Here is a 25,994-nt window from a genome sequence, read left to right on the forward strand (position 1 = left end):
ACGCTTGCTATAGGGAGCCGAATCTTATTTAAGCCGTTAGGACAGCATATGCCCAAGAGTGACACCCAACACAGAGAGAACGCCAAACATCCCTCTGCCGAGCAATTTATCCCGGTAAAAAATATCCAGGCGGAAGATAAGCCTGCACACAAAAGCAGTGGCCAGATTCATTTCCGAGAGCAGAAAGGCTATTTTCAGCGTCTCAGAACCACAATGAATAGCCTGTTAGTACTGCTGTTTTTTGCACTGCCGTTTATTTCATTTGATGGTCGGCAAGCGATACTGCTGGATGTGAGTCAGCAACAATTCTTCTTTTTTGGCCTCACGCTCTGGCCACAGGATTTCACCTTACTCGCTTGGGTGTTTATTGCCGCGGCTTTTGGCCTCTTTTTTATAACCGTGTTTTGGGGACGGGTCTGGTGCGGCTATCTTTGCCCACAAACCGCGTGGACCTTTATGTTTGTCTGGCTCGAAAGCCAAATTGAGGGTAACAGCAATAAACGCAAGTTGCTCGATAAGGCGCCATGGTCTGCGAGTAAACTCAGTAAAAGAACGCTCAAACACAGCCTGTGGGGATTAGCCGCCTTGATTACTGGCTGTGGATTTATCAGTTACTTCATCCCAGCCCGTGAACTCTACTTGGATATTTTTACTGGCAACGCCGGCTTTTGGACAACCTGCTGGGTATGGTTTTTCGCGATTTGCACTTACTTAAACGCTGGCTGGATGCGCGAACAAATGTGCTTACACTGCTGTCCCTATGCGCGTTTTCAGGCCGTGATGTTCGATGCCAACACCAAAACCGTGACCTATGATGCCGCACGCGGCGAAGCCCGCGGCCCCCGTAAACGCAAGCAACAAACCGAACTCGGTGATTGTGTTGACTGTAATTTATGTGTTGAGGTCTGCCCGACGGGGATTGATATTCGCCAAGGCCTCCAATACGAGTGCATTAACTGCGGCGCCTGTGTCGATGCCTGCAATGAAACCATGCAAAAATTCGAATACAAACAAAACCTTATTAGCTATGTTAGCGAGAATGAATTAAAAGGTGTCGCCCATTCCAATTTGCGCTCGCCACGCTTTTTAGGTTACGGCGCTGCCGTTGTTATTATGTTGGTTGTGATAGGTTTAGATCTCTCCAGTCGCAGTGAGATTCAGCTTAACGTCATTCGCGACAGACAGAGTCTGTACCGCGAAACCGCCGATAACAAAGTGGAAAATACCTACCAGCTGAAGATCCGTAACAAGACTCAACAAACCAAGCAATACCAACTCGCGGTCAACAGCGAAATGCCATTCAGCTTAATTGCCGACCCGGTAATCACCCTCGCGGCAGGTGAACAAGCAGATTACCCCGTGACAGTATTAGCCGATAAGAATGCAATCCCTGCGGGACGCAAACTTATCGAATTCTCGGTAACTGATGTCAACGAACCCAAACAAAGCGTCAGCCAAGAAACCGGCTTCTTTAGCCCTTAATTCATAGCCTCAATGCTCCCATTTAGCCGTAGACAACCAATAAGACGCCATCGATTGAGCGTCTTATTGGTTTTTAAAATGGCCACATCCTATTGCGCGCCCTTTTCTTTCCCCCAATTCAGCTAACAATTGCTATAAAAATGCCCCTAAAACATCAACACGCCCTAATATACCCGAGTTAATAAAGACTTAACTCTACTCCGCCCATATAGAGTAAAAACACTATTTTTAACATAAAGATAGTAGCAATCTTTGGATAGAATTATTTGGCGATAAACATTGACCTTATAGGTTGAATCCTTCTAATCTAAACACTCGTTTGATTTTAAAATAATAATAACGACTAAACCGATTTGAGGTAGTTAGGCATGGCATACGATCAAGAGTCACAACTCGAACTTGGCAAATACTCTTCACTCATAGACTTAATCGAACGCACTAGCCAACGCTTTGGCGATAAAACCGCATATGCTTGCTTAGGTAAAAGCAGTAGCTTCAATGAGATAGAACGTGATTCACGCTATTTTGCCGCCTATTTGCAGAATAACACTAACCTAAAACCTGGCGATCGGATCGCGATTCAATTACCCAATATTACCCAATTCGTCATCGCCGCCTATGGTGCACTACGAGCAGGCCTGATTCTCGTCAACACTAACCCGCTTTATACTGAACGTGAGCTTATCCATCAGTTTAATGACTCAGGCGCTAAGGCCTTAGTGGTATTGTCAGATCTGTTGCCAACCCTCGCCAAAGTGGTTGCAACCACACCAATTGAATTGGTGATTTCGACCCACCCGTTAGATCTTATCGATCCACAAGTTCAGCCCAAAACGGGGCTTAAAAATGTCGAATTCTGTCACGTATTAAAACAAGGTGCAGAGCTACCGTTTACGCGCTTTATGCCCGCCTTAGGCGATTTAGCCGCGCTGCAATATACCGGTGGCACAACGGGTCTTTCTAAGGGCGCAATGCTGACCCACGGTAATATGCTCGCCAATGCGGCGCAGGTAAAATCCCGCATCGGCAGTGTTATCACCGAAGGGGAAGATACCTTTGTCGCGCCACTGCCGATTTACCATATCTACGCCTTTATGGTGAACTTGGTGCTGTATTTTGAATGTGGCGGTTGCTCGGTATTAATCCCTAACCCCCGTGATATTAATGGCTTAATCAAGACGCTGGCGAAATACCCCTTCACCGGTTTTGCAGGGCTTAACACCTTATTTGTCGCCCTGTGCCATCAACCCGAATTTAAGGCGCTAGATTTTAGCCATTTAAAAATCACTATTTCAGGTGGCACAGCGCTGACCGCTGCGGCTGCCAATCTGTGGCAACAAACCACGGGTAATACCATTAGCGAAGGTTATGGCTTATCCGAGACCTCGCCAGTGATCTCGCTCAATGCCCCGGAATATCAAAAGATTGGTACTATCGGTAAGCCCGTTCTCGGCACTGAAGTCAAACTGTTAGACGAAAACGGTAATGAAGTCGCGCAAGGGGAAGCCGGTGAGCTCGCCGCCCGTGGCCCACAGGTGATGCTAGGTTATTGGAATAATCCCCAAGAAACGGCCAATGTGATGACGGCTGATGGTTTCTTTAAAACGGGGGATATTGCGATTCTGAACGAGGAAGGCTTCCATCAAATCGTTGATCGTAAAAAGGATATGATTATTGTCTCCGGCTTTAACGTCTATCCTAATGAAGTCGAAAACGTGCTTGCTAGCCACCCAAATATCATCGAATGCGCCGTAGTTGGCGTAAAGGATGAACACTCGGGAGAAGCAGTCAAAGCCTGTATCGTGCTCAAGGATGACAGCCAAGACCCTGACCTGATGAAAACCACCATCATCAACTTCTGCCGCGAGCAACTCACTGCCTACAAACTGCCTAAGTTGATTGAATTTATGCCGCAGTTGCCTAAGAGTACTGTGGGTAAGATTCTGCGTAGAGAACTCAAAAATCAGCCTTAAAAACCATTAAGTAATTTGAACGGCTTTAAATCAAATAAAACCCCAGAGCAACACTCTGGGGTTTTATTTGAGCCTCTTTACCCAATCCAAGTCTTACTCGCTCAATGGGTTAACCTCATCCGTTAGCAGCTGCAAACTGGCAAACTCTCGATATAAGGCATTGGTTTGCATTAGAGTTTGATGCTTACCACTGGCAACAATTCGCCCCTTATCAAACACAATAATTCGATCGGCATTAATTACGGTTGCAAGCCGATGGGCGATGATCAGCGTAGTTTTACCCGCCATTAACTCATCAAGCGCCTGCTTCACTTTTTGCTCACTCAAGGCATCGAGTGCACTGGTGGCCTCATCGAGTAATAGGATAGGTCTGTCGGCTAAAATGGCCCTCGCAATGGCAATACGTTGTTTTTGCCCGCCAGATAAGCGCACACCGCGCTCACCCAAATAGGTTTGATAACCTTCATTAAATTCACTGATAAACTCATGGGCACGGGCCGCAATACAGGCATCGATCACTTCCTGCTCGTTGGCATCAACGCGGCCATAGCGCACATTTTCTAGCACACTAGTAGCAAAAATCACTGAGTCCTGCGGCACCAGTGCAAACTGCGCCCGCAAATCCTGTGGTGAAAGCGCAGCAATATCAATCCCATCCAATAAGATACTGCCAGATGACGGCACATAAAACCGCTGCAATAACTGAAATAGCGTGCTCTTGCCGGCACCACTCGGGCCGACCAAAGCCACCCGCTCGCCGGCATTTATTACAAGGTCTAAGTCGCTGAGCACTAACTGAGTTTGCTCGGGATAATGGAAGTTAAGTTGTTGCAGTTGCAGCTCGCCGCGTACTTTATCTGGCAGAGTTTTAGGCACCAGTGGCGCCGGAATATCGACCTCAGTTTCGGCTAATTCGATTAAGCGTTCTGCGGCGCCCGAGGCACGTTGGATTTCCCCGACCACTTCACTAATGGTCGCAACCGCGCCTGCCACCATGACCGCATAAAACATAAAGGCTGAGAGTTCGCCGCCCGTCATCTTACCCGACATCACATCGTGGGCGCCGACCCAAGTCACTAGCGCAATGGCAGCAATACTGAGGAACATCACTGAAGAAATCAGCAGCGCGCGGTAACGAATGCGGCCGCTGGCGGCGGTCATCACATCTTCGACACGGCCGTTAAATAAACTGCGGTCCTTATCCTCATGGCCATAGGCCTGCACTGTGTGGATCTCATGCAAGGTTTCATCCACATAGGCACCGAGATCCGCCACCCTATCTTGGCTCTCGCGCGCTAAGGTGCGCACCTTTCTGCCAAAGAAACCGACAGGCCCCAACACCAAAGGCACGGCCAGTAACACCAGTAGTGTCATCTTCACGCTGGTGATCCCCATCATCGCCAGCCCACCAATAACCGTCACGCCGGAGCGCAGTGCCATAGAAAGACTCGAGCCGACAACGGTTTGCAGTAAGGTTGAATCGGCGGTAAAACGCGAAATCACCTCACCAGTGCGCACCTTGGCATAAAATGCCGGAGATAATTTAAGTAATTGATTATAAACCGCAAGCCTTATATCGGCACTGACCCGCTCGCCGAGCCAAGTCATCTGATAAAAACGGCAAAACACCGCGGTGCCACTCACGGCGGTGATCAGCAGCACCAACAGAATAATTTCATTGAGACGCTGGGCGTTATCCTTAATAAAGCCTTCGTCCACCATCAACCGCACGCCCTGCCCGAGGGATAGCCAGGCCAAGGAACCAATCAACAGAAATACAATCGCCGCTACCACCCGCAGGCGATAGGGCTTAAGAAATTGCCAAAGCCAGGGCAATACCGCCCGTTGGCGAACCGAGGTGTGTGAAGATTGTTGAGACACAATGGACTCCAATAATGGTCGAAGAGGTGGAATGCTCGAATCGGTGGGCTCTATGAGCGGTTTGTTCACTCTTGTTATCCTTCGGCTTTATTTGTCATTCAACTTAGCACAAATGACAATGAACTGAGCACACAAGAAAGCGCACACGATAACCAAAGTGATGCTAGCAAAGCAAAAATTCAAGGCTAAGAATATAAAAGCCAAAAATAAACCCGCATTGATAGCGGGTTTATGATTGCGCCTTGAGTAGGGCAAGATCAAAGTACAGAAGTGTAAAACACAGATATCTAAGCTACCTGCATATCTTCAGGCGTTTTTGGGGTGCCATGGTGACCATCACGCTTCCAGTTCACATCGAGTAATTCACTGCCTGTAAGAGTAAAGGCTTGGCCAAAGCCTTTGACATACAATCCTTGATGGGGCGCTAACTTGTACAGGTTAAAGTCCGTCAGCGCTGCCAAATTATCCGACATGTCGCCAAAACGTTTAGATAACAGGCTGACTCCTTTGCTAAACGAGGGCGTATCACGTGCAACCGCTTGAGCCATGGCATCAAAGGTTAATCGTTTGCGGGCGAATACAGATTTGGCTTCGACTTCATCCTCCACCAGCATCACAGACACTTTAGTAGACTGTTTAAGATTATGGCCGTGGCGCGCTAAGTCACTCACCAAGATATAAAAACCATCGTCTGCTAAGGCAAATGGCGCGTAACTGGCATTAGGTTGACCATCGGTATCGACGGTGGCGAGTTGTAAGGTTTTACGTTGCTGTTTAAAGACCTCTATTTCAGGTAACAGTTTGTCCCTTAAACGCTGTTCTTGCTCGGAAATGTCAGGCTTCATATTGGTTTCCTCAATAAATTACGTTCATCAATGTTAATCAGCAAAGGTAGCGGCCAGCGCTTTAAAACGGCGCACTTGCTCAGGAAAAAGCACTCTTTGCTTGTCACGTCCTAAATAAACTTTAAATACCACTTCACCCTGAGGTCCAAAAAAGTTAATGGAATGGCTCTCGCTGCCCCTAAAAGGTCTGCTGATCAAGGCTATCGCCCGCATGCCATCCAATTTAAGATGGCCATGTAAGCCATCCCCTTTGCTGTAGAGGTTGTAGTAGCCATGGGCAAATTTTCCTTGGGGAAAATCGCCTTTAAATTCAAATACACTGCCCGAAAGCATCACTATGGTAGTTAACGAACCCCACTCGGGTAAGCTTTGTAGTAACTCGTCCATATGGGCCAAAGGTAAAAACACTCGCTGCGCTTGAGGTAAGGCGGTAACCACCTCAAGCTCGGCAATCCCTAATTCACTCGCCAACTGTACAGGCATTAAATCTGGTTGAGTTTCAAATCGTTGCCGCAACATTTGCTGGGTTTCAGCATTTGAATCTCGGCGACTCAGCACGTTATCCGTGTTTTCAATGTCGACTGTTTGGGTCATTTCCTAGATCCTCTATCCCAAGGTTTAGAACATGTAGCGTGCAGACAGCTTCATATTACGGCCGGGCTGATACAAGGTTTGCCATGCCTGCAGATACTTCTCATCACCAATGTTTTCAATGGCAAAATCAACTCTCAGGCCCGACATTACGCCCATCGCGGGCTCCCATGCTAGATACACATCCCAAAGGGTGTATTCATCATATTTTGCAACACTGTAACCTTTGGGTGTATTCGCTTGGCTGGCAACATAGGTCACTCGCGTGCCTAGCTTCATATCGCCTTCCATAATCCCTTGGGACAAGTCGACATTAAACTTATTGGCTGGCATCCCTTCGATATAATCGCCAGTGTTACGGTCTTCTCCGCGGGTTTGACCATAATTCATCGCTAAACGCGTTTGTCCAATACGATAACGACCACTGAGCTCAAAGCCCGTTAATTGAGCGTCTTCCACGTTGTTCCACGAGGTTGTTTGCTCAAGTCCTGGTATCCCCCGATATGGATTAGAGACTTGCTGAACAATAAAATCGTCCACATCATTACGGAAGATGTTTAAGGTAATGGCTAACTCATCATCACCAGCTAAGTCATTGAAGCGAAGGTCAGCTTTAAGCTCTTTATTACGGGCCACTTCTGACTTTAGGCTAGGATTTGTCGCAAAGGTGTTACATAACCCTTGGGGTAAAAAACCCGGTATTGGCGGAATGCAGTAATGGGTACCGCTAGAGAACATTTCCTCCACCGTCGGCGCTCGGAAGGCCTGATCATAGCGCGCACTTAAGGTCAGCCATGGCTGCGTTTGCCAACTTAATCCAAGTGAAGGAGATAGCTCAGTATCATCAGCAGATGCATTAAGGTTATGACTCTGGTTTTTAAAACTGTCATAACGCAAAGCAGCATCGAGGTTTACCGTTTGTGTCAGTTGCACATCCGCCCGAGTAAAAGCTCCCCATACCGTTGTTTCGCCATCAATATCCTCAGGACGCTGCCCAACCTGTCCCTTATCGTCTCTAACGGTTTTAAGGGTATCGCGATAGCCATCAACACCGTAGGTCAACTTAGTGTTACCGAGTTGAGAACTATTGTTCAAATTAATGCCAACGGTGCGGTATTCAGTACTATCTAATTGGCCTTTAGTGACACGGTCTTCGTCGTAATCTGTGCTATTCCAATAAACCTGCACATGAGTATCCAAATAAGGATTATTGGCTGGCGCTAAGCTGTAATTGAGGGTGATATTTTGATCGTCCGTTTTGCGGCGCACTAAAGGCACTGAGCTACTCACTGCCGCAGAAGGATTACTTGGCACCAATTCATTAATCTTGTTAACTCTTGCCGATAACGCTAAGCGTGAGGCTTTATCAGCCTGCCAGCCGAATTTAGCCAGTCCACTGCTTCCTGAAGAAGCGCTGTTGACTAAGGTTTCATCATTGCCGGTATTAATATTGTTGGAATCAACATAACTGCCATTGAGCAACCAATCGACTGTTGCTTGCTGGCCATAGACTGCGGCGCTGGTTTTAGTGCGGTCGCCATTGGTGTCATAGCCTTGTTTGACATAACCACCAAAGGTTTCATTTGGCGCTAAAAAATCCTGAGCAGACTTAGTATTTTGTGCAACAACACCGCCGAGGGCACCACTGCCCCACAAACTACTGGCAGGACCTCGGATCACCTCGATAGATTTAAGTAGTTCAGGGTCCATAAAATAGGAACCGCGATGGCCCGAACTAGTATTTTGCCTTGCACCATCGATCGTTTGTAAAACACGATCACCGCTTAAACCACGAATTTCGACGCCCTGAGAGGTCGCTCTTGGGCCATTTGTTAAGTTAATATTCGCTTCGTTTTTTAATACTTCGGCAACCGATGAAGCCTGTGAAACGTTAAGCTGCTCTTCTGCGACAACTGCCACACTTCGACTGGTTTCAGACACTTTCTCACTCAAACGCGTCGCACTCACTAACACTTCATCAAATTCAGTTTCGACAACCCCCTGTTCAGCACTCTTCTGAACCGCAGAGGGTTTGACGCCTTCTTCAGCCGCTAACGCAAAACTTAGCGCCGTACTACTTAGTGCCATCGCAACGGCGATCACTAACGGCTTTTTGTTCATATTATCTTCCTCAAATTATTAATTTTATTAATCAATTAGTATCTAAAAAGACTCGTAACAGTCATTCGCCTACCTTGGCATTTTGCTAGTTTTTTGAGCATTCACTTTAGCAATTGCAGGCACTCTAACTGAGAATATAAAATTGATCAAATGAAAATCATTATCATTTGCGATCTTATTTATATTTGTGTATCTTAATTAGCAATGATTGATGAGTGAATGCTTTGGGAATGGGAAGGTTTGCCGTGACACCAAAACGATATTTAGCTTTTGGCGCATTAACTGTTGCGATTCAAACGGGGGTTATAGCTTCGCAGCCTTCGATTTCATTACCGAAGAATCTTAACGAATTTGCTCAAATGCACGCATTCAATGAGGTAAACAAAGCGGTTACCTTAAGCTTTGCAGCACATCATTCAGTGGAAAAATCAGCGGTCATATCTGAGCTAAAAAGTACGCCAGCGAATGCAGATCCCGTGGATACGATCTCCCAAAATGTGCCTAATGCAAGCTCGTCTAATGCCAAGGTAGCTAATGCCAGTAAGCGCCAAACGGCGCCAAAACGAACTGATACGGCGACAACTGAAATGGCAAGGCAAGCCCACGAACCGACCACAGCTAAGCCGCAAACTGTTAAATCCGCTGAACAAAACAAGCCAACGCCGAACACATCCTCTAAGGCAGATGCGACAACGGCTATGAAGCTAATGGCTGCAAATACACTGCATCAACAAGAAACAGAAGAAATAGCAAAATCTTCTGAGCGAGAGATATCGCAAATGGCAGAAATCAAGACTCAAGATAATGCAGCTATTAACAACAGCGATGTGACGCCCACAAGTGCCAGCAAGAACACCAAAGCCACTCCCGAGGTTATCGAGCTGGCAACACCCACTTTTGCCAGTCAACCTCCCCAACCAACATACCCGCGTATGGCGCGCAAAAAAGGCTTGGAAGGAACCGCAACAATTGAAGTGATGTTTAACGAATTTGGACAACAGCTCGCCCTCACGTTAGTCAAAAGCTCTGGTGTCAGCCTGCTGGATCAAGCGGCACTAGAGGCGGTAGAGACTTGGCAGTTTGAGGCGCCAAGCCCAAAACTGGCGAGCCATTACAAGGTGAGGGTACCGATTCGCTTCGCCTTAAATTGATCCTGTGGCGATGCAATCGCTTAACCACGCTAATCCTATTGCAACGAATTTGGCTGAATGCTTGATAACAGATCTAACTATAGAGACTCACCGCTTATGACTGACTTTTCTACCCTACATGGCCAGCTCGGTTCACTCACCTGGCCTTTGCTGATATGTGCATTCCTTGCCTTGATGATTTGCCTTGAGCGTAGCGCACTGTTTTTACAACAATCCGTAGCGTCAATCTCCCCAAAAAAACAAGCTTGGGTTAAAGAGCTACGCCACTCTGATGCCAAACCGACAAGCGAAAACATTCAAGCTTTACTCTCTAAAACCAGCCATCAGCAGGATTTACTGGCCAGTGGCGCAACACTGCTGTTAGCGCAAGCACATCAACCCAAACCACTCAGGGAAGAATTACTCAGTCTATGGCTGAATAAACAACAAAGGGAGCTGCAAGCGGGCCTTAAGATTTTGCAAGTGATAGGGATTATTAGTCCGCTACTGGGGTTACTCGGCACAGTACTTGGGTTAATTGACATGTTTGCCCAACTTGGCCAGTCCCAAGGGCCAGTCACACCCGCGCAACTCAGTGCGGGGCTTGGGCTGGCGATGAATACTACCGCAGCAGGCCTTATTATTGCGGTGCCGACTATTACCGCCGCCCATTTATTCGGGATTTGGGCGCATAGCCAATGCTTAAAAGCGAGCCATGTGCTGAATCAAATTAACTTATGGTTATCCGGTGTAGACAAGCAGCCACTTGAGCAGGACTTATATCAGGCATTCGCTCTAGGAAATCAGGCGAATCAAACACCTAACACTCCACACGCCGCATCTCTTGAGTCTCAGCCATGATAAGCACTCACCACACGTCGTTACCCCAAGCAGGGATCAGTGCCTTAGAGCCACTGCCCAGCATCGATCTTACGGCATTGATTGATATTATTTTTATTGTTTTAGTGTTTCTGTTGCTCACCGCAAATAGCCGTTTGCTGAGCTTACCCGTTGATGTACCTCAAAGCCCAAGCAACGCCATTACTGCATTCGAGCATAAGCAATCGATAGCCATCAATATTATGGCGACTTCACCCTACTGGGCGATTAATGGCGAAAAATTTGCTGATTTAACCGCGTTTACTACAGCCTTTGAAGCGCAGTTAACGGCTCAACCACAGGCCACCGTCATTATTGCTGCCGATAAAGCCGCGCCAGTTGAACCGCTAATGCAGCTACTGGCACTTTTGCAGGGCAACGCCATTAATCAAACCCAAATTTTGATGGAACATTAACCCTAAACCTTAACTCAATCGTGTTTTAACCCGTTTACCCTGCAAGGTTGATAACACCTCGACCTTGCTTTTAGATGGATCAGGAGTTTACCCATGTTGTTTCAAGCTGTGCGTTATAGATTTAATAAACTCAGTCAACCGACCGATAGCAATGCATTCAATAAATGGTTGTGTCTACTCCCCGCAGTCATAGCACTCGTTTCATTTAATGCTTGGAGTGCAACTCAGGACATAAAGTTGGTGAGCGCGGGGGCGGGTGTCACCGAGTTAGTGCTGGCGTTAGGGGCGGCCGATGAGTTAGTGGCTGTCGATGCCACCAGCTATGTGCCTGAGCAATTAAGCTCAGTCGCTAAACTGGGCTACCACCGCATGCTTTCCGCTGAAGGCATTATGGCACTCAGCCCTACACTAGTTGTGGGGTCCGACGTAATGGGCCCAGAAACCACCCTAAACGTACTAAAACAAGCCAATATCAAGGTAGTGCAATTACCCTCAAGCGCCGATGAGCAACAATTAATGAGCAATATCGATACGCTAGCACAATCGCTTAATCGAACAGACAAAGCGGCCCCGCTAAAGCAGGAGTTGCATCAAAGGCTAGATAAGTTAAATAAGCAAAAACAACAACTCAGCCAACATTATGCTCAGCCAAAAATCCTCTTTATGTTATTACAGGAAGGACGAGGAGCCCGAGTCGGTGGCAAAGGTACCGCTGCCGATACCATTATTGCGCTATCGGGCGCAAAGAATATTGCAGACTTTGAAGGCTACAAGACATTGTCCCAAGAGGGCATTCTCGCCTTACAACCGGATGTGATTTTACTGTCTAACCGCAGCGAAAAAACTGACTCGCAAACCAACAGTCAAACAACCCAGGCTCTATTAAAGGAGATGCCGCTGCTAGCGCATACTCCCGCAGGCCAAAATGGTCATATCCAAACCCTTGCCCCGCAAGCTTTACTGGGAGGTTTAGGTATTAGCGCCATTGGTGCTGCCGAAACGCTTGCAGATACCCTACTCACTCAAGGTAAAACGGCGGGAAAATAACCATGTTACAGTATCGCTGGCTTTGGCCCACAATGATGATGCTCCTCATCCTGAGCAGTATACTCTCGGTGAGTGTAGGTCCTGTAAGCATTAGTCTTATGGACTCCCTCAGTGCGGTATTTAATTGGGCAACCCAGCAAAGCATTGGCAATCTTGCACCCCATGAGCAACTGGTGGTAAGTAACGTGCGTCTACCCAGGACCTTGTTAGCCCTTACGGTAGGCGCAATTCTTGCTCAATGTGGCGCTGTGATGCAGGGATTATTCCGTAATCCACTGGCAGACCCAGGTATTATCGGGGTGTCATCGGGAGCCGCATTAGGTGCGGCCATCTGTATCGTGTTATTTCCCGACGTGGGATCTTTTATGATTTCCCTTGGCGCCTTTCTCTGTGGGTTAGCCACAACCCTGATCGTTTATCGTCTGGCGAGTAACGGTTTAGGCACATCTGTGGTGTTATTGCTGCTTTCCGGCGTGGCGATTGCAGCGCTAGCAGGAGCGGGCATAGGCGTACTGACTTATCTCGCTAATGATATGGCATTACGTGACTTAACCCTTTGGCAAATGGGCAGTATTGCGGGAGCTCAATGGCAATATGTCGGCCTGTGTTTACTGGTATTAGTGTTGCTGAGTTGGCGTTTTCAGCGTGATGCCATGGCACTTAATGCCCTGCTACTGGGTGAAGCTGAAGCCAGACATTTAGGGATTGATGTCGACCGTCTTAAGTTAAGACTCATCCTACTCTGTGCATTAGGCGTAGGCGTGAGTGTGGCCGCAACAGGGATTATCGGTTTTATTGGTCTAGTGGTTCCCCATTTAGTGCGGATGATTTTGGGGCCAGATCATAAACGACTTTTACCCATGAGCGCCCTCTTGGGCGCTGCGCTTTTAGCCTTAGCTGACATAGGTGCGCGGGCATTTTTACCCCCCGCCGAATTACCTGTCGGCTTAGTCACAGCGCTTATCGGTGCGCCATTCTTTATCTTTTTACTCCTGCAACAACGCAGCAAATTAATCTAAGCGAGAACTCCATGGCTATGAGCTTATCGGCTGCGCCCGTCGCTAAACAACATTTTGAACGTACCCAATTAACCGTGGATAGGCTCAGCTACGCTATCGGCGATAAGGCGGTGTTGAACAACATTCGCGTGCAATTTCAACCGGGCAGTGTCACCGCACTTTTAGGGCCTAATGGGGCAGGCAAATCCACACTGTTAAAGGCACTGTGCCAAGAGATCCCCACTGCGCAAGGCAGCATCAAGCTTGGCCACTGCCCACTAGTGGATTGGCCAAGGGCTGAACTGGCAAAATCCCTCGCCGTTCTGCCTCAACATGCCAGCTTAACCTTCCCCTTTACCGTGGATGAAGTGGTGGCAATGGGGCTTTATCCCTTAACCTTGAGTCAAAAAGAAGGCCAGCAGTTAGTCACAAAATGGCTTGCCGAAGTGGGTGTATTGCATTTAGCTCGGCGCAGTTACCCCACGCTTTCTGGGGGAGAAAAACAAAGGGTGCAACTGGCGAGGGTGTTAACGCAGTTAAGCCAATCCCCCTTCCCGCCGATTTTACTGTTAGATGAGCCAACCTCAGCACTGGATCTGGCGCAGCAACACAAAGTATTAGCGCTAGCAAAAAATCTCGCCCACAAGCACGCCTACACTGTGATTGTGGTATTGCACGACCTAAATCAGGCTGCCCGTTACAGCGACAGAGTTATCGTCCTCAAACAGGGTGAAATCGTCAGTGAAGGTACACCTAACGACGCATTATCGATTGATATAATTCGCCAAGTATGGGATTACGAACCTGAGTTTATTCCTGCACCACTGGGCGGTTATCCATTGATTTTTTGATGCAAAATTGACTTCACTAGCGCCTTTAGCGGCGCAGTTGTGGGTATAATCGCTGCAATAGACACCTAAAGTCACAGTGTGAACAGATGAAAACCACTATCTCAACCGAAACCCAGCAAGATGCCTTAGCCATGGCGAAGGCTACTCAAAAACCAGGACAAACCAAAGAACAAACTAAACTGATTGCCCAGGGGATTGAAAAGGGCATTGCCGAATATAAAAAACTGCAAAAAGCCAAAGCTCGCGAGCGGGATAAACAGAGAAAGCAACAGTTAAGGGCAAAAAACCAACAAGTAAGCGCGGCTGGCGAGATGGATGACGGCGAAGATTTTTCGCTACCACAGACTCAATTTACTCCCATTGCTTGGGCTGCCATCGCCCTGTTAGTCCTTAGCTGGCTGGGTTTTGGGGCATATATCTTCCTTTAACAGATGAGATTCGCGCGTATCGTATCAAAGTAGCCAGTCAGCTCCTGTGGTAGAAACTCTTGTGCAATTAGCGCCTTAGTGTCGATATTGCCAGCCCTTAGCTGGACTCGCCCCGTATCGGGCAAAAAGGCCAACTCAAGCCAGTTGGCTCTATCGGGGTAGCCATCGAGAGTTAGGCAAAGCGCGTTATCCCGCTCAATAGCAGACTGACAATCCCAGCATTGGCCGATAAGATCGAGCAGCACTTGCCCGCTTTTCATATCGGTTAATCTGGGCGCGTACACCCAATGGGACATACGCATTTCGTGGGGAATAATCTCAAGCTTAACGCGGCCCTGTAGGAAAAACTGTTCGGTTAACATCATCGGATCAGCAAGTAGTTATCGTGTATGAATAAATCGTATATGAATAAAAATGACTCGGTAATGGCCTGATTAACACTCTGGTTTACTGATTAACTCTCTGGTTTATAAGTAGATTAACTCATTAAGCCTTCTAATCTATTCGCGAGCCGCTTGGCTAAGCCTTTTTGCCAAGCTGCACTCTTTGGACGGCTGTAAAGCCTATCTTCCCATGCAAAAATCTTGTTCATGCCATGATAAGCTAGCCACGGCAAAGGTTCAGGTTCCCAAGGCGTTAATACTTGCTGAACCGGGGCATTAAAAGCCCAAGGCATAGTAGTAAGCGGCGTATCACGCGCTAAGATCAAGTCCACCAGCGTGCGGGCAAAAAGATTGGCAGCCCCAACACCTTCGCCGCCGTAACCACCAATAAGCCCCAATCCTACATTTTTATCGTAAATAGCGTGGGGCGCAAACTGCCGTGCTAAGGCTAAGGTACCGCCCCAACCATGAGTAATTTGCACATCCGCCAATTGCGGAAATAACGCCAACAATAGCTGATAGCGAAAGCCAAATTCCCCTTTAAAAGCCGATTGACGATGGCTAGCGGAAGATTGGGCATTAAAGCACTCGGGATTAAATCCAAATTCAGTCCGCACTTTAGCGCCAAATCCGTAGCCGCCACGGGCGCCAAATATCAAACGGTTATCAGGACTTCGCTGACCATAGGTAACGATGCGGCTAGCATCACTAAAGGTCGCGCGATTAGCTAAACCAATGTCCTGCCACATTTCATCCGTTAACGGCTCAGTGGCGATCAGTAAACTCTGAACAGGCAAGGTGAATCGACCCAATTCACCCAATTGGCGAAGATAGCCTTCAACGGCGGGCACCACAATCGCCGCACGAACATTTCCTTGTGGCGTCTGTAATTGGGTTTGCGCATCACCGAGATACACCATGTGATTTACTGGGGTATGCTCGTAGATCTTCACCCCTAAACTTTGCACCAGATCAGCCAAACCACAGACGAGTTTCGCTGGGTGTATTCGCGCACAATGGGGGGTATAAAGTGCCGCTTGGCCGTAGGCCATACACACTTGCTTATCAAGCTCGGGCTTATCCAGCCAACGAATATCTTCTTCACCAAAGCCATCTGCGCGCCACTGTGCTAATTCGGCTTGAATATTGGCTAATTGCTCAGGATAACGCGCGGCTACCCGTAAATTGCCGCCATGGTGTAAATCACAGTCGATATGATGCTGGGCGCAAACCGCGGCAACTTCAGCAATGGTTTGTTGGATCAAGGCTTTTGCCATTAAGCGCGACTCACCTTGAAGCTGATTAAGATAGGCTACATCGCCACTAAAACCGCCCATCAACCAACCGCCATTTCGCCCCGAAGCGCCCTGGCCAATGGTGTCAGCCTCAAGAATCACCACGGATAAATTGGGCTGGTAATGCTTAAGATAATAGGCCGTCCATAGTCCTGAATAGCCCGCGCCAATAATGGCGATGTCTGCGGCAATATCATGTTGTAGCGCAGGTAACATAGTCCTTTGAGTTAACTTAGCTTCAGTATCAAACCAAAATCCGCGCTCTTTCACGCCACGGATTCACTTAATGGACTGATACCGATAATTGAGGCAATTTCCTCGAAATGTGTATCAACCCACGCACTGCTAATTGGTCCCCAGGTCAAAATGCGATAATAACCTGCATTGTTTCGACTGCCATCTTGCACAAATTCGACGCGAATACCGATATCTTCAAACGCGGCGATAGCATCCTGCAACGTTCGCCTCGGCATTCCAGTCAACTTATTGAGTGATAACAAGTTATGCCGATCATCGTCCATTAAATGCGCTAAATATAGCTTACGTAAAAACGCCTTATGTTGTTTCGATATTGACTGAGTAGCAGATTCGAGGGGCATAAAAAATCAATCCAAATATTGACCAAGTGAATATAAAACTACTTGATATTCAGTGAATAAGAAATAGCCTCCATTCAAATTATTCGAGCAAATTGACCCGTTTGACATCTGTTCCCGCAGATACATTTTCGCATTTGCTTGTATAAGCTCTCCATCACTGTTATTTGTAAAAAAGATTAATCAATGGGAGAGCCAACGATGGGCCAAATGATGACCGCACAGCAAGTGCTACATTTCTGGTTTGAGGAAATTTCACCTCAATCTTGGTGGATAAAAGACCCAACATTTGATGCACAAATCCAATCTCGCTTTGAAGACCTATTAAAACAAGCCAAGCGCGGTGAGCTTGCGCATTGGCGCGTGACACCTCAAGGTCGTTTAGCCGAAATCATCGTACTAGATCAATTCTCGCGAAATATCTATCGCGACACGCCAGCAGCGTTTGAGGCCGACACCATTGCGCTGGTCCTTGCCCAAGAGGCTGTTGCACTCCAAATTGATAAGGAGCTTTCTCCCAAACAAGTACCCTTTTTGTTTATGCCTTTTATGCATAGCGAATCCCCTGCCATCCATCAAGTTGCTGTAAAATTGTTCAATCGAGAGGCTGCAATCGCTAATCTCGAATTTGAACTAAAACACAAGGCTATTATCGACAGATTCGGTCGTTATCCTCATAGAAACAAAATATTAGCTAGAGAGTCGACAGCAGAAGAAATCGCTTTTTTACGCCAGCCGGACTCGTCATTTTGAATATAAACAAGCTTTATTCAGATAAAAATAACTGTGGCTGTAGATTAACAAACTACACTTACAATGATATGTCAGGGGACAACTCTGGGCATCATGAGATGGCCAATGGTGCGAAAGGTAACAGTGCGTAATGAAACAAACTAACCATATTTCCTGTGTCTCTAGAATGACCTGTATTCGCTACCCATTGCTAGCAGTAATTGCATTATTTTATCCCCAATTAATCCAAGCGGCGGAACTGAAAATTGGCGTGAGCCTCTCCATTCCTCCCTATGTCATCCAAGAATCTGATAGCGGGCTAGAACTCGATTTGCTGTATCAAGCACTTGCAGTCAAAGGGCATACCGCCAATATTGAATATTTGCCTTTAGCACGCACTTTCCATGAACTTAGAGAGGGCAAACTTGACGGCATAATCAACGTAAAAGAAGGCATGATCGAAAACGTTTTCTACTCTAATGTGGCGATTCGTTATCAAAATTGCGCAATCAGCCTAGAGAAAAATAACTTTTCGATTAATAGTATTAAAGACTTAACGGATAAAAAAGTCGTTTCCTTTCAACGTGCAGCAAGCTTCTTAGGTGATGAATTTACTCAAATGACTAAAGCTAATCCTAGTTACCAAGAACAAGCTCGGCAAATACAGCAGGTTTACATGCTGATGAAACACAGGGCTGATGTCGTGGTTATGGATAAGAACATTTTCACTTACTATCTTAGACAGGCATTTATTGAGGGAAAACTCACCGAAGTAGAGAGTAAACAGGTGGCGGTATGTCATCGCATTTTTCCACCGACTGAGTATAAATTTGCGTTTTTAAGCGAGCAAATCCGTGACGACTTTAACCTTGGGTTAAAACAAATTACCGAAGATGGGACACTGATCGCCTTACAAGAAAAATATCGGCAACTCATGTCCCTAGAGAATGAAGCTGAAGCCTCAAATACCATTGTGGATCAATCAAAACTCAAGCAAGATCCTTTATAAGTTAACTACTTAACTACTAATACTGGGCATTTCGCCAATCTAACAACATCTTGACTCACATGGTGCTTTAAAAAATCCACTAAGCCGCTGCTGCCATGGCTTGCAATCACAATCATACCCGCATCGGCTGACTCAGCTAAAATCTCTTCGCTCGCATCACCATGACGAACAATACATTTAATCTTTAGTCCAGCCGCTAATCCCTGCTGCATTTGCAGCTGTAGACTCTGCATTTTTGTCTCCACAAACTCGGCCAACTGTTGCTCAAGTGTCGCGGGAGTATCTACCGCAATACCATAACAATGGGCACTTCTTGCAGGGCTGACGACATGCAGCAAACGGATATCTACGTGATATAGATTAGCCATTTCAACCGCATAATTAAGCGCATGGGCGGCAGTTGCCGAAAAATCCGTAGGGCATAACACTTCTTGAGTACGCATAATTTTATCCATCACTTAGGTTGTTGTGCCCAATATTAGGGCAAATGGCATTGCTTATAATCTGTATTTTATCGCAGTAACTCGGGACAAGCAGCTAGGCCGTAAAATTAATTATGCTTTAGCAATCAAAAACAAAGGGCGCCTTAGCGCCCTGTAATCTACCCAATACAGACTATTTCACGACCAATACAGGGCATGCCGCGCCATTGGCAACAGCTTCGGCAACATTCGTATGTAAAAAGTGCGAAATTCCGGTTCGTCCATGGCTAGCAATAACCACCATACCCACATCCTTACCATTCGCCTCCTCGAGGATTTGATCGACGGGATCGCCTCGGCGAATAAGTGTTGTAATCGGTAATTCGGTCTTGAGTCCCTCGAGTAACGCCTGCATTTTAGTTGCTGCGGCCTCCTCCATGCTTTTAGCGAGCTCCTCAGGGGTAATCGCTAAAATCATAAAGTTTTCATCACCAATAGGTTGCTCAACAACGTGTAAAATCTTTAGCCCTACATGGTATAGATTTGCCATTTCAATAGCATAACGTAACGCATGGGCCGCAGTTTCCGAAAAATCTGTGGGCCAGAGTATTTGACCTGAACGCATAATCTGTTCTCCTTAATGGCTAGTCATCGTGAAGCTCATCTTTGAGCCAAGTAATGGCATCCAGTTTGTCGACAAAAAACTTAACCTCGGCCGGAGTAAACCAGTTTGCCAGCTTTGCCATCACTTCCTGTAGAGTCGTTTTACCGACAATAGCAATCCGTTCAAAGTGGCGAACATGCTTAACCCCTAGTTTTAGATCATCCCAAGCGGCTTGAAGTTCCCAACCTTCAAGCTCAGTCACATCGACTAAGGCATAAATATCGGGATCTTTCACCCCAGCTAACGCGGCTTCGAGCACGGGTACCATCACCTCATAATCTTGATGAGTTAAGGTACCAATAGCTTTAAAGGCAACAAAAAAGTCATCATCACCATAACGCTCGATCCCAACTGAAATTCCATGCTTTAACAAAGTCATACATACTCCTTGTCTAACAAATGTCCTGTTAAGTGTAAAAGCTAAGTCTCTATCAGGCCGTGATCTTGCTCATAAATGCATCAGTATGCTTGCGCAAAATCACGCTAACCGCTAGGATAAACCGACTAATCAGTCGGTTTGTGTATTGAGCAACAAACGGCTTTATTTTATTAAGACTTGCACTGAAGGGATCACGATGAACATGGCAACAGACCCAGCAAAAATTTCGCCGTTAACCGAGTTACTCCAACATCAGCGTGCAAGTTACTTAGCCGCACCTAATCCTGATTATGCGATCCGTAAAGAACGCTTAATCCGCCTTAAAGCCGCCTTGCTAAAATTCCAGCAGCCGCTCGTCGAGGCGTTATCACAGGACTATGGCCATCGTTCGGTCGACGACAGTCTGATTTCCGACATTATGCCTGTGGTCAATAACATCAATTACAGTTTGAAAAACCTCAAAAAATGGCTCAAGCCAAGCCGCCGCCATGCGGGCATCTTACTCGCCCCCGCCCAAGTCAAAGTGCATTATCAGCCACTAGGCGTTATTGGGATAATCGTGCCTTGGAACTTCCCCGTCATGCTCTCCATTGGGCCATTAGTCACGGCGATTGCTGCGGGCAACCATGCCATGCTCAAACTTTCGGAATTTACTCCAGCAACCAATAGCGTTATCAAACAGTTGCTCGCCGAAGTATTTGATGAATCCCATGTTGCCGTTGTCGAAGGTGAAGCTGATGTCGCGGCGCAGTTTTCAGCACTGCCCTTCGATCATCTCCTATTTACTGGCTCAACCACGGTTGGCCGCCATGTGATGCGCGCCGCGGCCAATAATCTCACCCCCGTTACCCTTGAACTCGGAGGTAAATCGCCAGTAATTATCGCCCCCGATATGCCACTAGAGATAGCGGTAGAACGAATGATTTATGGTAAGTGTTTGAATGCTGGACAAATCTGTGTAGCGCCTGATTATGTGCTTTGCCCTAACGCTAAAGTGAGCGATTTTATTCAAGCCTATCAAGCAAAATTCCAAGCCATGTACGGCGCAATTGCCCAAAATAAGGACTACGGCAGCATTATTAATGCCCGCCAATTTGATCGTTTATTGGCTGTACTTGAGGATGCCAAAACCAAAGGTGCCAAGATTATCTCTGCCTCAAATGAAGCAATAGACAGCCAGAATCGTAAACTCGCCACTCAGCTGATTACTAATACCACTGAAGATATGCTATTGATGCAAGAGGAAATCTTTGGGCCGCTATTACCCGTTATCGGTTACGACTCTTTAGATGAAGCCATTAGCTACGTAAACCGTCGCGCCAGACCCTTAGCGCTCTATGTGATGAGTTTTGATGAAGCGAGCCAACAAAAAATCCTCAAGCAAACTCACTCTGGCGGTGTTTGTATCAATGAAACGGTATTCCATGTAGCAGCCGATGATGCGCCCTTTGGCGGCATAGGCCCATCTGGTATGGGGCATTATCATGGTAAAGAAGGGTTCCTCACCTTTAGCCACGCCAAAACCGTGCTAAGCCGTGGGCGCTTTAACACGGGTAAATTTGTCCATCCACCCTATGGCACTTTTATCCAACGTATGTTGATGAAGCTGTTTTTACGCTAATACGGGCCGCTTAGGAGTGGTTATGTCGAGCTTATTACCAACAGATACAGATACTAAGCCCATGACAGATAAACGTCAGGCGATACTCGATACCGCCTTATCGTTATTTGTCAGCCAAGGCTTTCATGCCACCTCGACCGCTTCAATTGCCAAGCAGGCTGGCGTAGCGACAGGCACACTGTTTCATCATTTCCCAACCAAAGAAGTGTTGATGGAAAGCCTGTTTCTCACAATTAAACAAGAGTTTGCTAATGCATTATTGTTAAATATCAAAGAAGGGAGCGATCTTAAAGAGCATGCAGAAATCCTCTGGCAGAGCGCGATTGACTGGTCGATTGATAATCCAATCAAGCAATTATTTTTTCAGCAATATTCAATGTCACCTATGATTGCGGCTTCTATCCGCGAACAAGCAATGAATAGCATCTTAGGGTTTATCGCCCAGTTGATAAAAAAAGGGCAGCTAATGGGATTAATTGCCCACTATCCCATTGAATTAATGCTTGAAAATTGCCACGGACAATACTTAGCAGCCACACGATTTTTTATAGATAACCCCGAATTGGGCAGAGATAAACATTATCGTGATGCCAGCTTTGCGCTGTTTTGGAAGGCGTTACGGGCCGACTAAACCTAAAAGCAATCGAGCCAGACTTATATCTGGCTCGATTGTGGCGATGTTTAACTGAATGAACAGATATTTAATACGATTAGTATAATCAGCTTTGGCTTAATTCAGGTTGTTTTTCTATAGGTTGCGACAACTGCGAAGCACTCCAATAACCTTGTTTTACACCCTTTTCGATAAGCTCAGCGACTGCTAACTCAATGGCTTGTAGTACACAAAACTGCACAGGTTCATTGGTGGTAAAACCGACTTCGGCTTCGGCCAAACGATTCAAACTGGTATAACGGAACAGGCCTGCACGCATTTCCTGCGAAAGTACCCTTTTACTCGTAGATACAGACATCATCACTTTGCCCGTGTGTACATCGACAGCACGCAGATAGATAGTGACTAAATCCTCACGGTACATTTCCGAGGCGCCGATACCGTAATATTCAACCCCTGTACCGCCTGTACTGGTGTTGGTCTCGTAACTGATAATGCCACCTTCTAGTAGCAATCTCGCCGTCGATAACACGGGGATATCATCGCCCTTTGAGCCATTTTGCTTATTACTGATCTTGCGCTCAGTTAATAAATTTTGCAGGCCTTCACGCTCAACGGGCGTAAACCATTTAGAGTCAATCAAGGTTTGCATCAGCATCGATGTTGCCCCTTGAGTGACCGCAGTTGAAAATGAGCTGACGTTAGCTTGAGGTTTATATTGCCCGGTTTGGTCTCGGAATGAATATACCGCAACTGGGATCGGAAATTTTGGCCCAGGCTGACTCTGTAGCTCCTTCATCACCTCACTCATTGGATTAACTTGAGCAGGAGTAATATTTAAGTCAGGCTTGGGGATCAAGCTACAGGCGGACATACTCAGCAGCATAGAAGCGATAAAGATGGAACGTGCCATTAGTTTCCGCCTCCAAAAGTTGGCATTTCAATCACCGTCACTTCGCCAGTTTCGATGTTAGTGATGGTTAACATCACTCCGGTGCCAGTAGAGGCGACTTCGATACGAAAATCGCCAGTATCGTACACCCCATCTTTGATCTCACCATCAGCAACGCCGCGGGTGATGGAGTTAATGATGTTACGTTCCAATGACTCCTTAAAACGGGTAACAAAGTCCTTCTCGGTCGAGCTGGCTTTATTATCGTTTTGAGCCTGCGCTTTATTGAGTAAAAAGGAGCCATTCGCAGGATTGCCCCCAAAGCTTGGGTTGACGGGGGTATAGATTAATTCGGTTGCTTGGCTGGTGTGAGCTATGCAAAACACAGCAAGAGAAAGTAACGTCCTGAATGTCATTATTGTTATCCTACAAATCGTCTGATGTTCCTGAAAAATCACCCGTAATCGCATTAGCCCTGACTTGAGCTAAGTAATCAATCGTCAACAAAATAGCCTGCTCTGCGCTCTCCTTAATCGGGTTCGCCCGACGACCAAAGTGCGTGGTATAAATACGAGTTCCATTCACTTCTAAGGTTAAAACGGTTCCGGCCTGCGGAAACACCGTCTCATACAAGGTCACGTTAAACCCTTGAGTAAACGGCAATTCGCGCCAATAACTTGAATAGTAAAACCCAAAATCCTTACCAAAACGCGTTAAGGTTCTATCTATCACAAGCCCACTGATTTCAATATCATCATCGGCTAACGCGCCAGGAGCGCTTATAAACAAGAATGGACACAAAATACTGAACAACAACCGCTGAATTAACGATTTCACAGGTCCCTCCTTACCTACAATGCTCAAACCTTCAGATACAGCGATAGCGTAAAATGCACACTTTGCCATGTTGTGCATGTAACATTTCACGCTTATTTTTATTAAAAGAAGGTTAACAGGATTGAAGAATGCTAGTCATTAGACTGAGACCTAAATTAGCCCAAAAAGCTAAGGTAAAAACCGCAAAATAGCCCATTTGGGTAATACATTAGAATGAGCAATGAAAACTCTTGATACACTATCAAACGCAGATTATTGCGGTAACCAGAGTTGTACTGACAGCCCGCCATCGGTGCGATTATGCATACTAATGCTGCCTTCATGGGCCTCAATGATTTCGCGGCAAAGTGGTAAGCCTAAGCCAGTACCCGATTGCTTGGTTGAGTAAAAAGGCAACAGGGCTTGCTCTAACACTTCCTCCGACATGCCACTACCACGGTCCTCTATCTTGATAATAAAGCCAGCGCCATCAACCAGCGTTTGAAAGCGAATGGTAAGCATGACCTCATCGGGATCGGAACCTGATTCATGGGCATTTTTCAGCAGGTTTAGCAGAACTTGCTCCATTTGCCCTTGATCGAAATAGCCCATTTCAGCGGGTAATTCATTGGCTAAGGTAAAAGGATAATGCTGGGTTAAATGTTCGATAAGCTGCTGCCACGCGACTTGACGTCGCTGCGGTAAAGGCAGTTTAGCAAAGCGAGCATAATTGAAAATAAACTGACTTAAGTGATTCGTGCGACTCTCTATAGTGTCGAATATCAGTTTAAGCTTTGGATTATCGAGATCTTTCGTGAGTAAACGCCCCGAGTTCACCATTGAAGCAATGGGCGCGACAGAATTATTTAGCTCATGGCTGATAATACGGATCACCTTCTTCCACACCGCCACTTCCTGACGATTAAGCTCTCGGGTCATCTGCTTAAGCAAGATTAAATTATGCTGTTGGTTATTCAGCAAAAATTGGCCGCGACTCAGATACCAAGTCTCAGTATCATCCTCACCCATGGTAAACAGGCCGCTCTTTTCTTGCTTAAGGGCCAAGGCAAGGGCATCGGGTAAGTCTTGCAGCAGTTCGTCGAGGCTCAAGCCTTCCATTTTGCCTTTGATATGGAAAAGATGCCGCGCCGCATCGTTGGCATACATGAGTTTTTGGTGATCGTTAAACAGCAGCATCACGTTAGGTGAGCTTTGAATCACTTTATCCAGCAGCAATTCGCGCTGATAAATATACTGCCGCTCCTGGCGCAGCTTAGCTGCCGAATCATTAAATAACTCAGCCAATGCCTTAAGCTGGCCCTCACCATTTGCCGGAATGCTGACGCTAAAGTCATTATCGTTAAAGTTGAGTAAGCCAACCTCTAAGGCATTGAGGCTACGAGCTAAATGGCGGGTAAACCAAGCCAAACCTAAGGCGCAAATACCACAGGTAAACAATAATATGAATAACCATTCGGTGATTGGTAGCCCTTGATCTGTCCCTTGCGCTAACGTCAACTTAGGCAGTGAGATAGGTTCTGCTGGCGGGGCCGTGGGCGGCACATCAGGATGGGCAGAAGGACTAAAAAGCCCGTCTTTAAGCTGCTCGAGTTTAAAAAGCTTAATTTGCAATTGTTCTTGCTTGAGCTGCTCTAACTTTTGCAGCTCATGCTTAATCTGCTCGGCCCTTAAACGCTCCTGTAATGACAACGTTTGTTGTAATTTCTCGTTATTTTTAATTGCCGCTTCGACGTTTTCTTGAAGCTTATCTACGTCGATGGGCGGTATATTAATTGCGGGGAGCTTGATGGGAGCTGGGACTTCAACTGACGAGATAGAGGGGCGATAGCTCACAGCACCTAGGGTCAATAGCACACCTAAGGCGCAACAAACAGTTGAATAAATGATTAATTTTGTTCGCAGTTGCACC

27 protein-coding genes are annotated in these 25,994 nt (G+C 46.6%); 13 read left to right on the forward strand and 14 right to left on the reverse strand.

All coding sequences use genetic code 11. From position 1 onward, the window contains the following. The first annotated feature begins 48 nt into the window (after nt 1-48). Both ccoG and CEQ32_RS11180 read left to right on the forward strand, forming a co-directional pair. Nucleotides 49-1,482 carry a cytochrome c oxidase accessory protein CcoG gene (ccoG, locus tag CEQ32_RS11175; protein WP_088586025.1) on the forward strand — a complete coding sequence of 478 codons (1,434 nt, stop codon included), beginning with the start codon at nt 49-51 and terminating at the stop codon, nt 1,480-1,482. A 368-nt stretch (nt 1,483-1,850) separates the two neighbouring features. Then, nucleotides 1,851-3,455, forward strand: a complete 1,605-nt coding sequence (locus tag CEQ32_RS11180) for a long-chain-fatty-acid--CoA ligase (RefSeq protein WP_088586026.1) — start codon at nt 1,851-1,853, stop codon at nt 3,453-3,455. A 93-nt stretch (nt 3,456-3,548) separates the two neighbouring features. Here CEQ32_RS11180 and CEQ32_RS11185 read toward each other — a convergent pair whose 3' ends face one another. From CEQ32_RS11185 to CEQ32_RS11200, 4 genes are all read right to left on the reverse strand, one after another. Beyond that, the gene (locus CEQ32_RS11185; protein ID WP_088586027.1) at nt 3,549-5,336 is read right to left on the reverse strand and encodes an ABC transporter ATP-binding protein/permease; all 1,788 of its coding nucleotides are present in this window, start codon (nt 5,334-5,336) and stop codon (nt 3,549-3,551) included. Nucleotides 5,337-5,623: 287 nt separating this feature from the next. Next, nucleotides 5,624-6,181, reverse strand: a complete 558-nt coding sequence (hutZ, locus tag CEQ32_RS11190; protein ID WP_037427099.1) for a heme utilization protein HutZ — start codon at nt 6,179-6,181, stop codon at nt 5,624-5,626. Nucleotides 6,182-6,214: 33 nt separating this feature from the next. Then, nucleotides 6,215-6,700 (reverse strand): heme utilization cystosolic carrier protein HutX, encoded by a 486-nt coding sequence (gene hutX / locus CEQ32_RS11195; protein ID WP_374978430.1) that lies wholly within the window; start codon nt 6,698-6,700, stop codon nt 6,215-6,217. Nucleotides 6,701-6,799: 99 nt separating this feature from the next. Continuing rightward, on the reverse strand, nt 6,800-8,893 hold the full coding sequence (locus CEQ32_RS11200; RefSeq protein WP_088586029.1) for a TonB-dependent hemoglobin/transferrin/lactoferrin family receptor: 2,094 nt from the start codon (nt 8,891-8,893) through the stop codon (nt 6,800-6,802). A gap of 245 nt (nt 8,894-9,138) precedes the next feature. On the opposite strand from CEQ32_RS11200, the gene CEQ32_RS11205 reads away from it, so the two are divergent. The 7 genes from CEQ32_RS11205 (at nt 9,139) to CEQ32_RS11235 (ending at nt 14,642) form a co-directional block, all read left to right on the forward strand. Beyond that, entirely contained in the window at nt 9,139-10,044 is a 906-nt protein-coding gene (locus CEQ32_RS11205; protein WP_088586982.1) for an energy transducer TonB, read from the forward strand. Between the two features lie 96 nt (nt 10,045-10,140). Continuing rightward, nucleotides 10,141-10,884 (forward strand): MotA/TolQ/ExbB proton channel family protein, encoded by a 744-nt coding sequence (locus CEQ32_RS11210; RefSeq protein ID WP_226871904.1) that lies wholly within the window; start codon nt 10,141-10,143, stop codon nt 10,882-10,884. After that, nucleotides 10,881-11,318 (forward strand): ExbD/TolR family protein, encoded by a 438-nt coding sequence (locus tag CEQ32_RS11215; protein WP_088586031.1) that lies wholly within the window; start codon nt 10,881-10,883, stop codon nt 11,316-11,318. Before CEQ32_RS11210 ends, CEQ32_RS11215 begins: the two co-directional genes overlap by 4 nt. 93 nt (nt 11,319-11,411) lie before the next feature. Beyond that, nucleotides 11,412-12,365: a hemin ABC transporter substrate-binding protein gene (locus CEQ32_RS11220; protein WP_088586032.1), complete on the forward strand. Its 954-nt coding sequence runs from the start codon at nt 11,412-11,414 to the stop codon at nt 12,363-12,365. A gap of 2 nt (nt 12,366-12,367) precedes the next feature. Then, entirely contained in the window at nt 12,368-13,384 is a 1,017-nt protein-coding gene (locus tag CEQ32_RS11225) for a FecCD family ABC transporter permease (RefSeq protein WP_037427112.1), read from the forward strand. A gap of 11 nt (nt 13,385-13,395) precedes the next feature. Next, entirely contained in the window at nt 13,396-14,214 is an 819-nt protein-coding gene (locus tag CEQ32_RS11230; RefSeq protein ID WP_088586033.1) for a heme ABC transporter ATP-binding protein, read from the forward strand. A gap of 86 nt (nt 14,215-14,300) precedes the next feature. Next, on the forward strand, nt 14,301-14,642 hold the full coding sequence (locus tag CEQ32_RS11235; RefSeq protein WP_011073471.1) for a DUF2956 domain-containing protein: 342 nt from the start codon (nt 14,301-14,303) through the stop codon (nt 14,640-14,642). Here CEQ32_RS11235 and CEQ32_RS11240 read toward each other — a convergent pair. The 3 genes from CEQ32_RS11240 to CEQ32_RS11250 form a co-directional block, all read right to left on the reverse strand. Then, nucleotides 14,639-15,007: a hypothetical protein gene (locus CEQ32_RS11240; protein ID WP_088586034.1), complete on the reverse strand. Its 369-nt coding sequence runs from the start codon at nt 15,005-15,007 to the stop codon at nt 14,639-14,641. The genes CEQ32_RS11235 and CEQ32_RS11240 overlap by 4 nt on opposite strands. A gap of 113 nt (nt 15,008-15,120) precedes the next feature. After that, a complete protein-coding gene (locus tag CEQ32_RS11245; protein WP_122040762.1) occupies nt 15,121-16,590 on the reverse strand; it encodes an NAD(P)/FAD-dependent oxidoreductase in 1,470 nt (489 codons plus the stop codon). Continuing rightward, nucleotides 16,587-16,919, reverse strand: coding sequence for a winged helix-turn-helix domain-containing protein (locus tag CEQ32_RS11250; protein WP_088586035.1), 333 nt, complete (start codon nt 16,917-16,919; stop codon nt 16,587-16,589). Before CEQ32_RS11250 ends, CEQ32_RS11245 begins: the two co-directional genes overlap by 4 nt. A gap of 198 nt (nt 16,920-17,117) precedes the next feature. Here CEQ32_RS11250 and CEQ32_RS11255 point away from each other — a divergent pair, with 198 nt between their 5' ends. Both CEQ32_RS11255 and CEQ32_RS11260 read left to right on the forward strand, forming a co-directional pair. Continuing rightward, nucleotides 17,118-17,669, forward strand: a complete 552-nt coding sequence (locus CEQ32_RS11255; protein WP_037431586.1) for a DUF924 family protein — start codon at nt 17,118-17,120, stop codon at nt 17,667-17,669. A 166-nt stretch (nt 17,670-17,835) separates the two neighbouring features. Then, on the forward strand, nt 17,836-18,657 hold the full coding sequence (locus tag CEQ32_RS11260; RefSeq protein ID WP_226871918.1) for a substrate-binding periplasmic protein: 822 nt from the start codon (nt 17,836-17,838) through the stop codon (nt 18,655-18,657). Between the two features lie 5 nt (nt 18,658-18,662). Here CEQ32_RS11260 and CEQ32_RS11265 read toward each other — a convergent pair whose 3' ends face one another. From CEQ32_RS11265 to CEQ32_RS11275, 3 genes are all read right to left on the reverse strand, one after another. Beyond that, nucleotides 18,663-19,100 (reverse strand): universal stress protein, encoded by a 438-nt coding sequence (locus tag CEQ32_RS11265; RefSeq protein WP_088586037.1) that lies wholly within the window; start codon nt 19,098-19,100, stop codon nt 18,663-18,665. A gap of 172 nt (nt 19,101-19,272) precedes the next feature. Beyond that, entirely contained in the window at nt 19,273-19,704 is a 432-nt protein-coding gene (locus CEQ32_RS11270; RefSeq protein WP_047538365.1) for a universal stress protein, read from the reverse strand. Between the two features lie 19 nt (nt 19,705-19,723). Continuing rightward, nucleotides 19,724-20,122 (reverse strand): STAS/SEC14 domain-containing protein, encoded by a 399-nt coding sequence (locus tag CEQ32_RS11275; RefSeq protein ID WP_037421553.1) that lies wholly within the window; start codon nt 20,120-20,122, stop codon nt 19,724-19,726. A gap of 196 nt (nt 20,123-20,318) precedes the next feature. On the opposite strand from CEQ32_RS11275, the gene CEQ32_RS11280 reads away from it, so the two are divergent. Next, entirely contained in the window at nt 20,319-21,743 is a 1,425-nt protein-coding gene (locus tag CEQ32_RS11280; RefSeq protein WP_037421556.1) for a coniferyl aldehyde dehydrogenase, read from the forward strand. A gap of 22 nt (nt 21,744-21,765) precedes the next feature. Continuing rightward, nucleotides 21,766-22,374 carry a TetR/AcrR family transcriptional regulator gene (locus CEQ32_RS11285; RefSeq protein WP_037421559.1) on the forward strand — a complete coding sequence of 203 codons (609 nt, stop codon included), beginning with the start codon at nt 21,766-21,768 and terminating at the stop codon, nt 22,372-22,374. Between the two features lie 88 nt (nt 22,375-22,462). Here the strand turns inward: CEQ32_RS11285 and CEQ32_RS11290 are convergent, their stop codons facing one another. From CEQ32_RS11290 to CEQ32_RS11305, 4 genes are all read right to left on the reverse strand, one after another. Next, nucleotides 22,463-23,269 (reverse strand): CsgG/HfaB family protein, encoded by an 807-nt coding sequence (locus tag CEQ32_RS11290; protein WP_037421563.1) that lies wholly within the window; start codon nt 23,267-23,269, stop codon nt 22,463-22,465. Next, nucleotides 23,269-23,664 carry a curli assembly protein CsgF gene (locus CEQ32_RS11295; protein ID WP_037421565.1) on the reverse strand — a complete coding sequence of 132 codons (396 nt, stop codon included), beginning with the start codon at nt 23,662-23,664 and terminating at the stop codon, nt 23,269-23,271. Before CEQ32_RS11295 ends, CEQ32_RS11290 begins: the two co-directional genes overlap by 1 nt. Nucleotides 23,665-23,674: 10 nt before the next feature. Then, on the reverse strand, nt 23,675-24,085 hold the full coding sequence (locus tag CEQ32_RS11300) for a curli production assembly/transport protein CsgE (protein ID WP_037421568.1): 411 nt from the start codon (nt 24,083-24,085) through the stop codon (nt 23,675-23,677). A gap of 252 nt (nt 24,086-24,337) precedes the next feature. Beyond that, nucleotides 24,338-25,993 carry a sensor histidine kinase gene (locus CEQ32_RS11305; RefSeq protein WP_037428400.1) on the reverse strand — a complete coding sequence of 552 codons (1,656 nt, stop codon included), beginning with the start codon at nt 25,991-25,993 and terminating at the stop codon, nt 24,338-24,340. Between the last annotated feature and the right edge of the window lies 1 nt (nt 25,994).

Origin of the sequence: Shewanella sp. FDAARGOS_354, from assembly GCF_002209245.2 — a bacterium.
In the GTDB taxonomy this organism is placed as follows: Bacteria; Pseudomonadota; Gammaproteobacteria; order Enterobacterales; family Shewanellaceae; genus Shewanella; species Shewanella xiamenensis.

Coding starts and splice junctions, on each gene's coding strand:
- hutX (WP_374978430.1), bottom strand. CDS start 6,700: ATGTTGCGGCAACGATTTGAAACTCAACCAGATTTAATGCCTGTACAG.
- CEQ32_RS11270 (WP_047538365.1), bottom strand. CDS start 19,704: ATGCGTTCAGGTCAAATACTCTGGCCCACAGATTTTTCGGAAACTGCG.
- CEQ32_RS11275 (WP_037421553.1), bottom strand. CDS start 20,122: ATGACTTTGTTAAAGCATGGAATTTCAGTTGGGATCGAGCGTTATGGT.
- CEQ32_RS11290 (WP_037421563.1), bottom strand. CDS start 23,269: ATGGCACGTTCCATCTTTATCGCTTCTATGCTGCTGAGTATGTCCGCC.
- CEQ32_RS11295 (WP_037421565.1), bottom strand. CDS start 23,664: ATGACATTCAGGACGTTACTTTCTCTTGCTGTGTTTTGCATAGCTCAC.
- CEQ32_RS11215 (WP_088586031.1), top strand. CDS start 10,881: ATGATAAGCACTCACCACACGTCGTTACCCCAAGCAGGGATCAGTGCC.
- CEQ32_RS11200 (WP_088586029.1), bottom strand. CDS start 8,893: ATGAACAAAAAGCCGTTAGTGATCGCCGTTGCGATGGCACTAAGTAGT.
- CEQ32_RS11225 (WP_037427112.1), top strand. CDS start 12,368: ATGTTACAGTATCGCTGGCTTTGGCCCACAATGATGATGCTCCTCATC.
- CEQ32_RS11220 (WP_088586032.1), top strand. CDS start 11,412: ATGTTGTTTCAAGCTGTGCGTTATAGATTTAATAAACTCAGTCAACCG.
- CEQ32_RS11250 (WP_088586035.1), bottom strand. CDS start 16,919: ATGCCCCTCGAATCTGCTACTCAGTCAATATCGAAACAACATAAGGCG.
- CEQ32_RS11260 (WP_226871918.1), top strand. CDS start 17,836: ATGACCTGTATTCGCTACCCATTGCTAGCAGTAATTGCATTATTTTAT.
- CEQ32_RS11285 (WP_037421559.1), top strand. CDS start 21,766: ATGTCGAGCTTATTACCAACAGATACAGATACTAAGCCCATGACAGAT.
- CEQ32_RS11265 (WP_088586037.1), bottom strand. CDS start 19,100: ATGCGTACTCAAGAAGTGTTATGCCCTACGGATTTTTCGGCAACTGCC.
- CEQ32_RS11235 (WP_011073471.1), top strand. CDS start 14,301: ATGAAAACCACTATCTCAACCGAAACCCAGCAAGATGCCTTAGCCATG.
- CEQ32_RS11180 (WP_088586026.1), top strand. CDS start 1,851: ATGGCATACGATCAAGAGTCACAACTCGAACTTGGCAAATACTCTTCA.
- CEQ32_RS11255 (WP_037431586.1), top strand. CDS start 17,118: ATGGGCCAAATGATGACCGCACAGCAAGTGCTACATTTCTGGTTTGAG.
- ccoG (WP_088586025.1), top strand. CDS start 49: ATGCCCAAGAGTGACACCCAACACAGAGAGAACGCCAAACATCCCTCT.
- hutZ (WP_037427099.1), bottom strand. CDS start 6,181: ATGAAGCCTGACATTTCCGAGCAAGAACAGCGTTTAAGGGACAAACTG.
- CEQ32_RS11240 (WP_088586034.1), bottom strand. CDS start 15,007: ATGATGTTAACCGAACAGTTTTTCCTACAGGGCCGCGTTAAGCTTGAG.
- CEQ32_RS11210 (WP_226871904.1), top strand. CDS start 10,141: ATGACTGACTTTTCTACCCTACATGGCCAGCTCGGTTCACTCACCTGG.
- CEQ32_RS11280 (WP_037421556.1), top strand. CDS start 20,319: ATGAACATGGCAACAGACCCAGCAAAAATTTCGCCGTTAACCGAGTTA.
- CEQ32_RS11230 (WP_088586033.1), top strand. CDS start 13,396: ATGGCTATGAGCTTATCGGCTGCGCCCGTCGCTAAACAACATTTTGAA.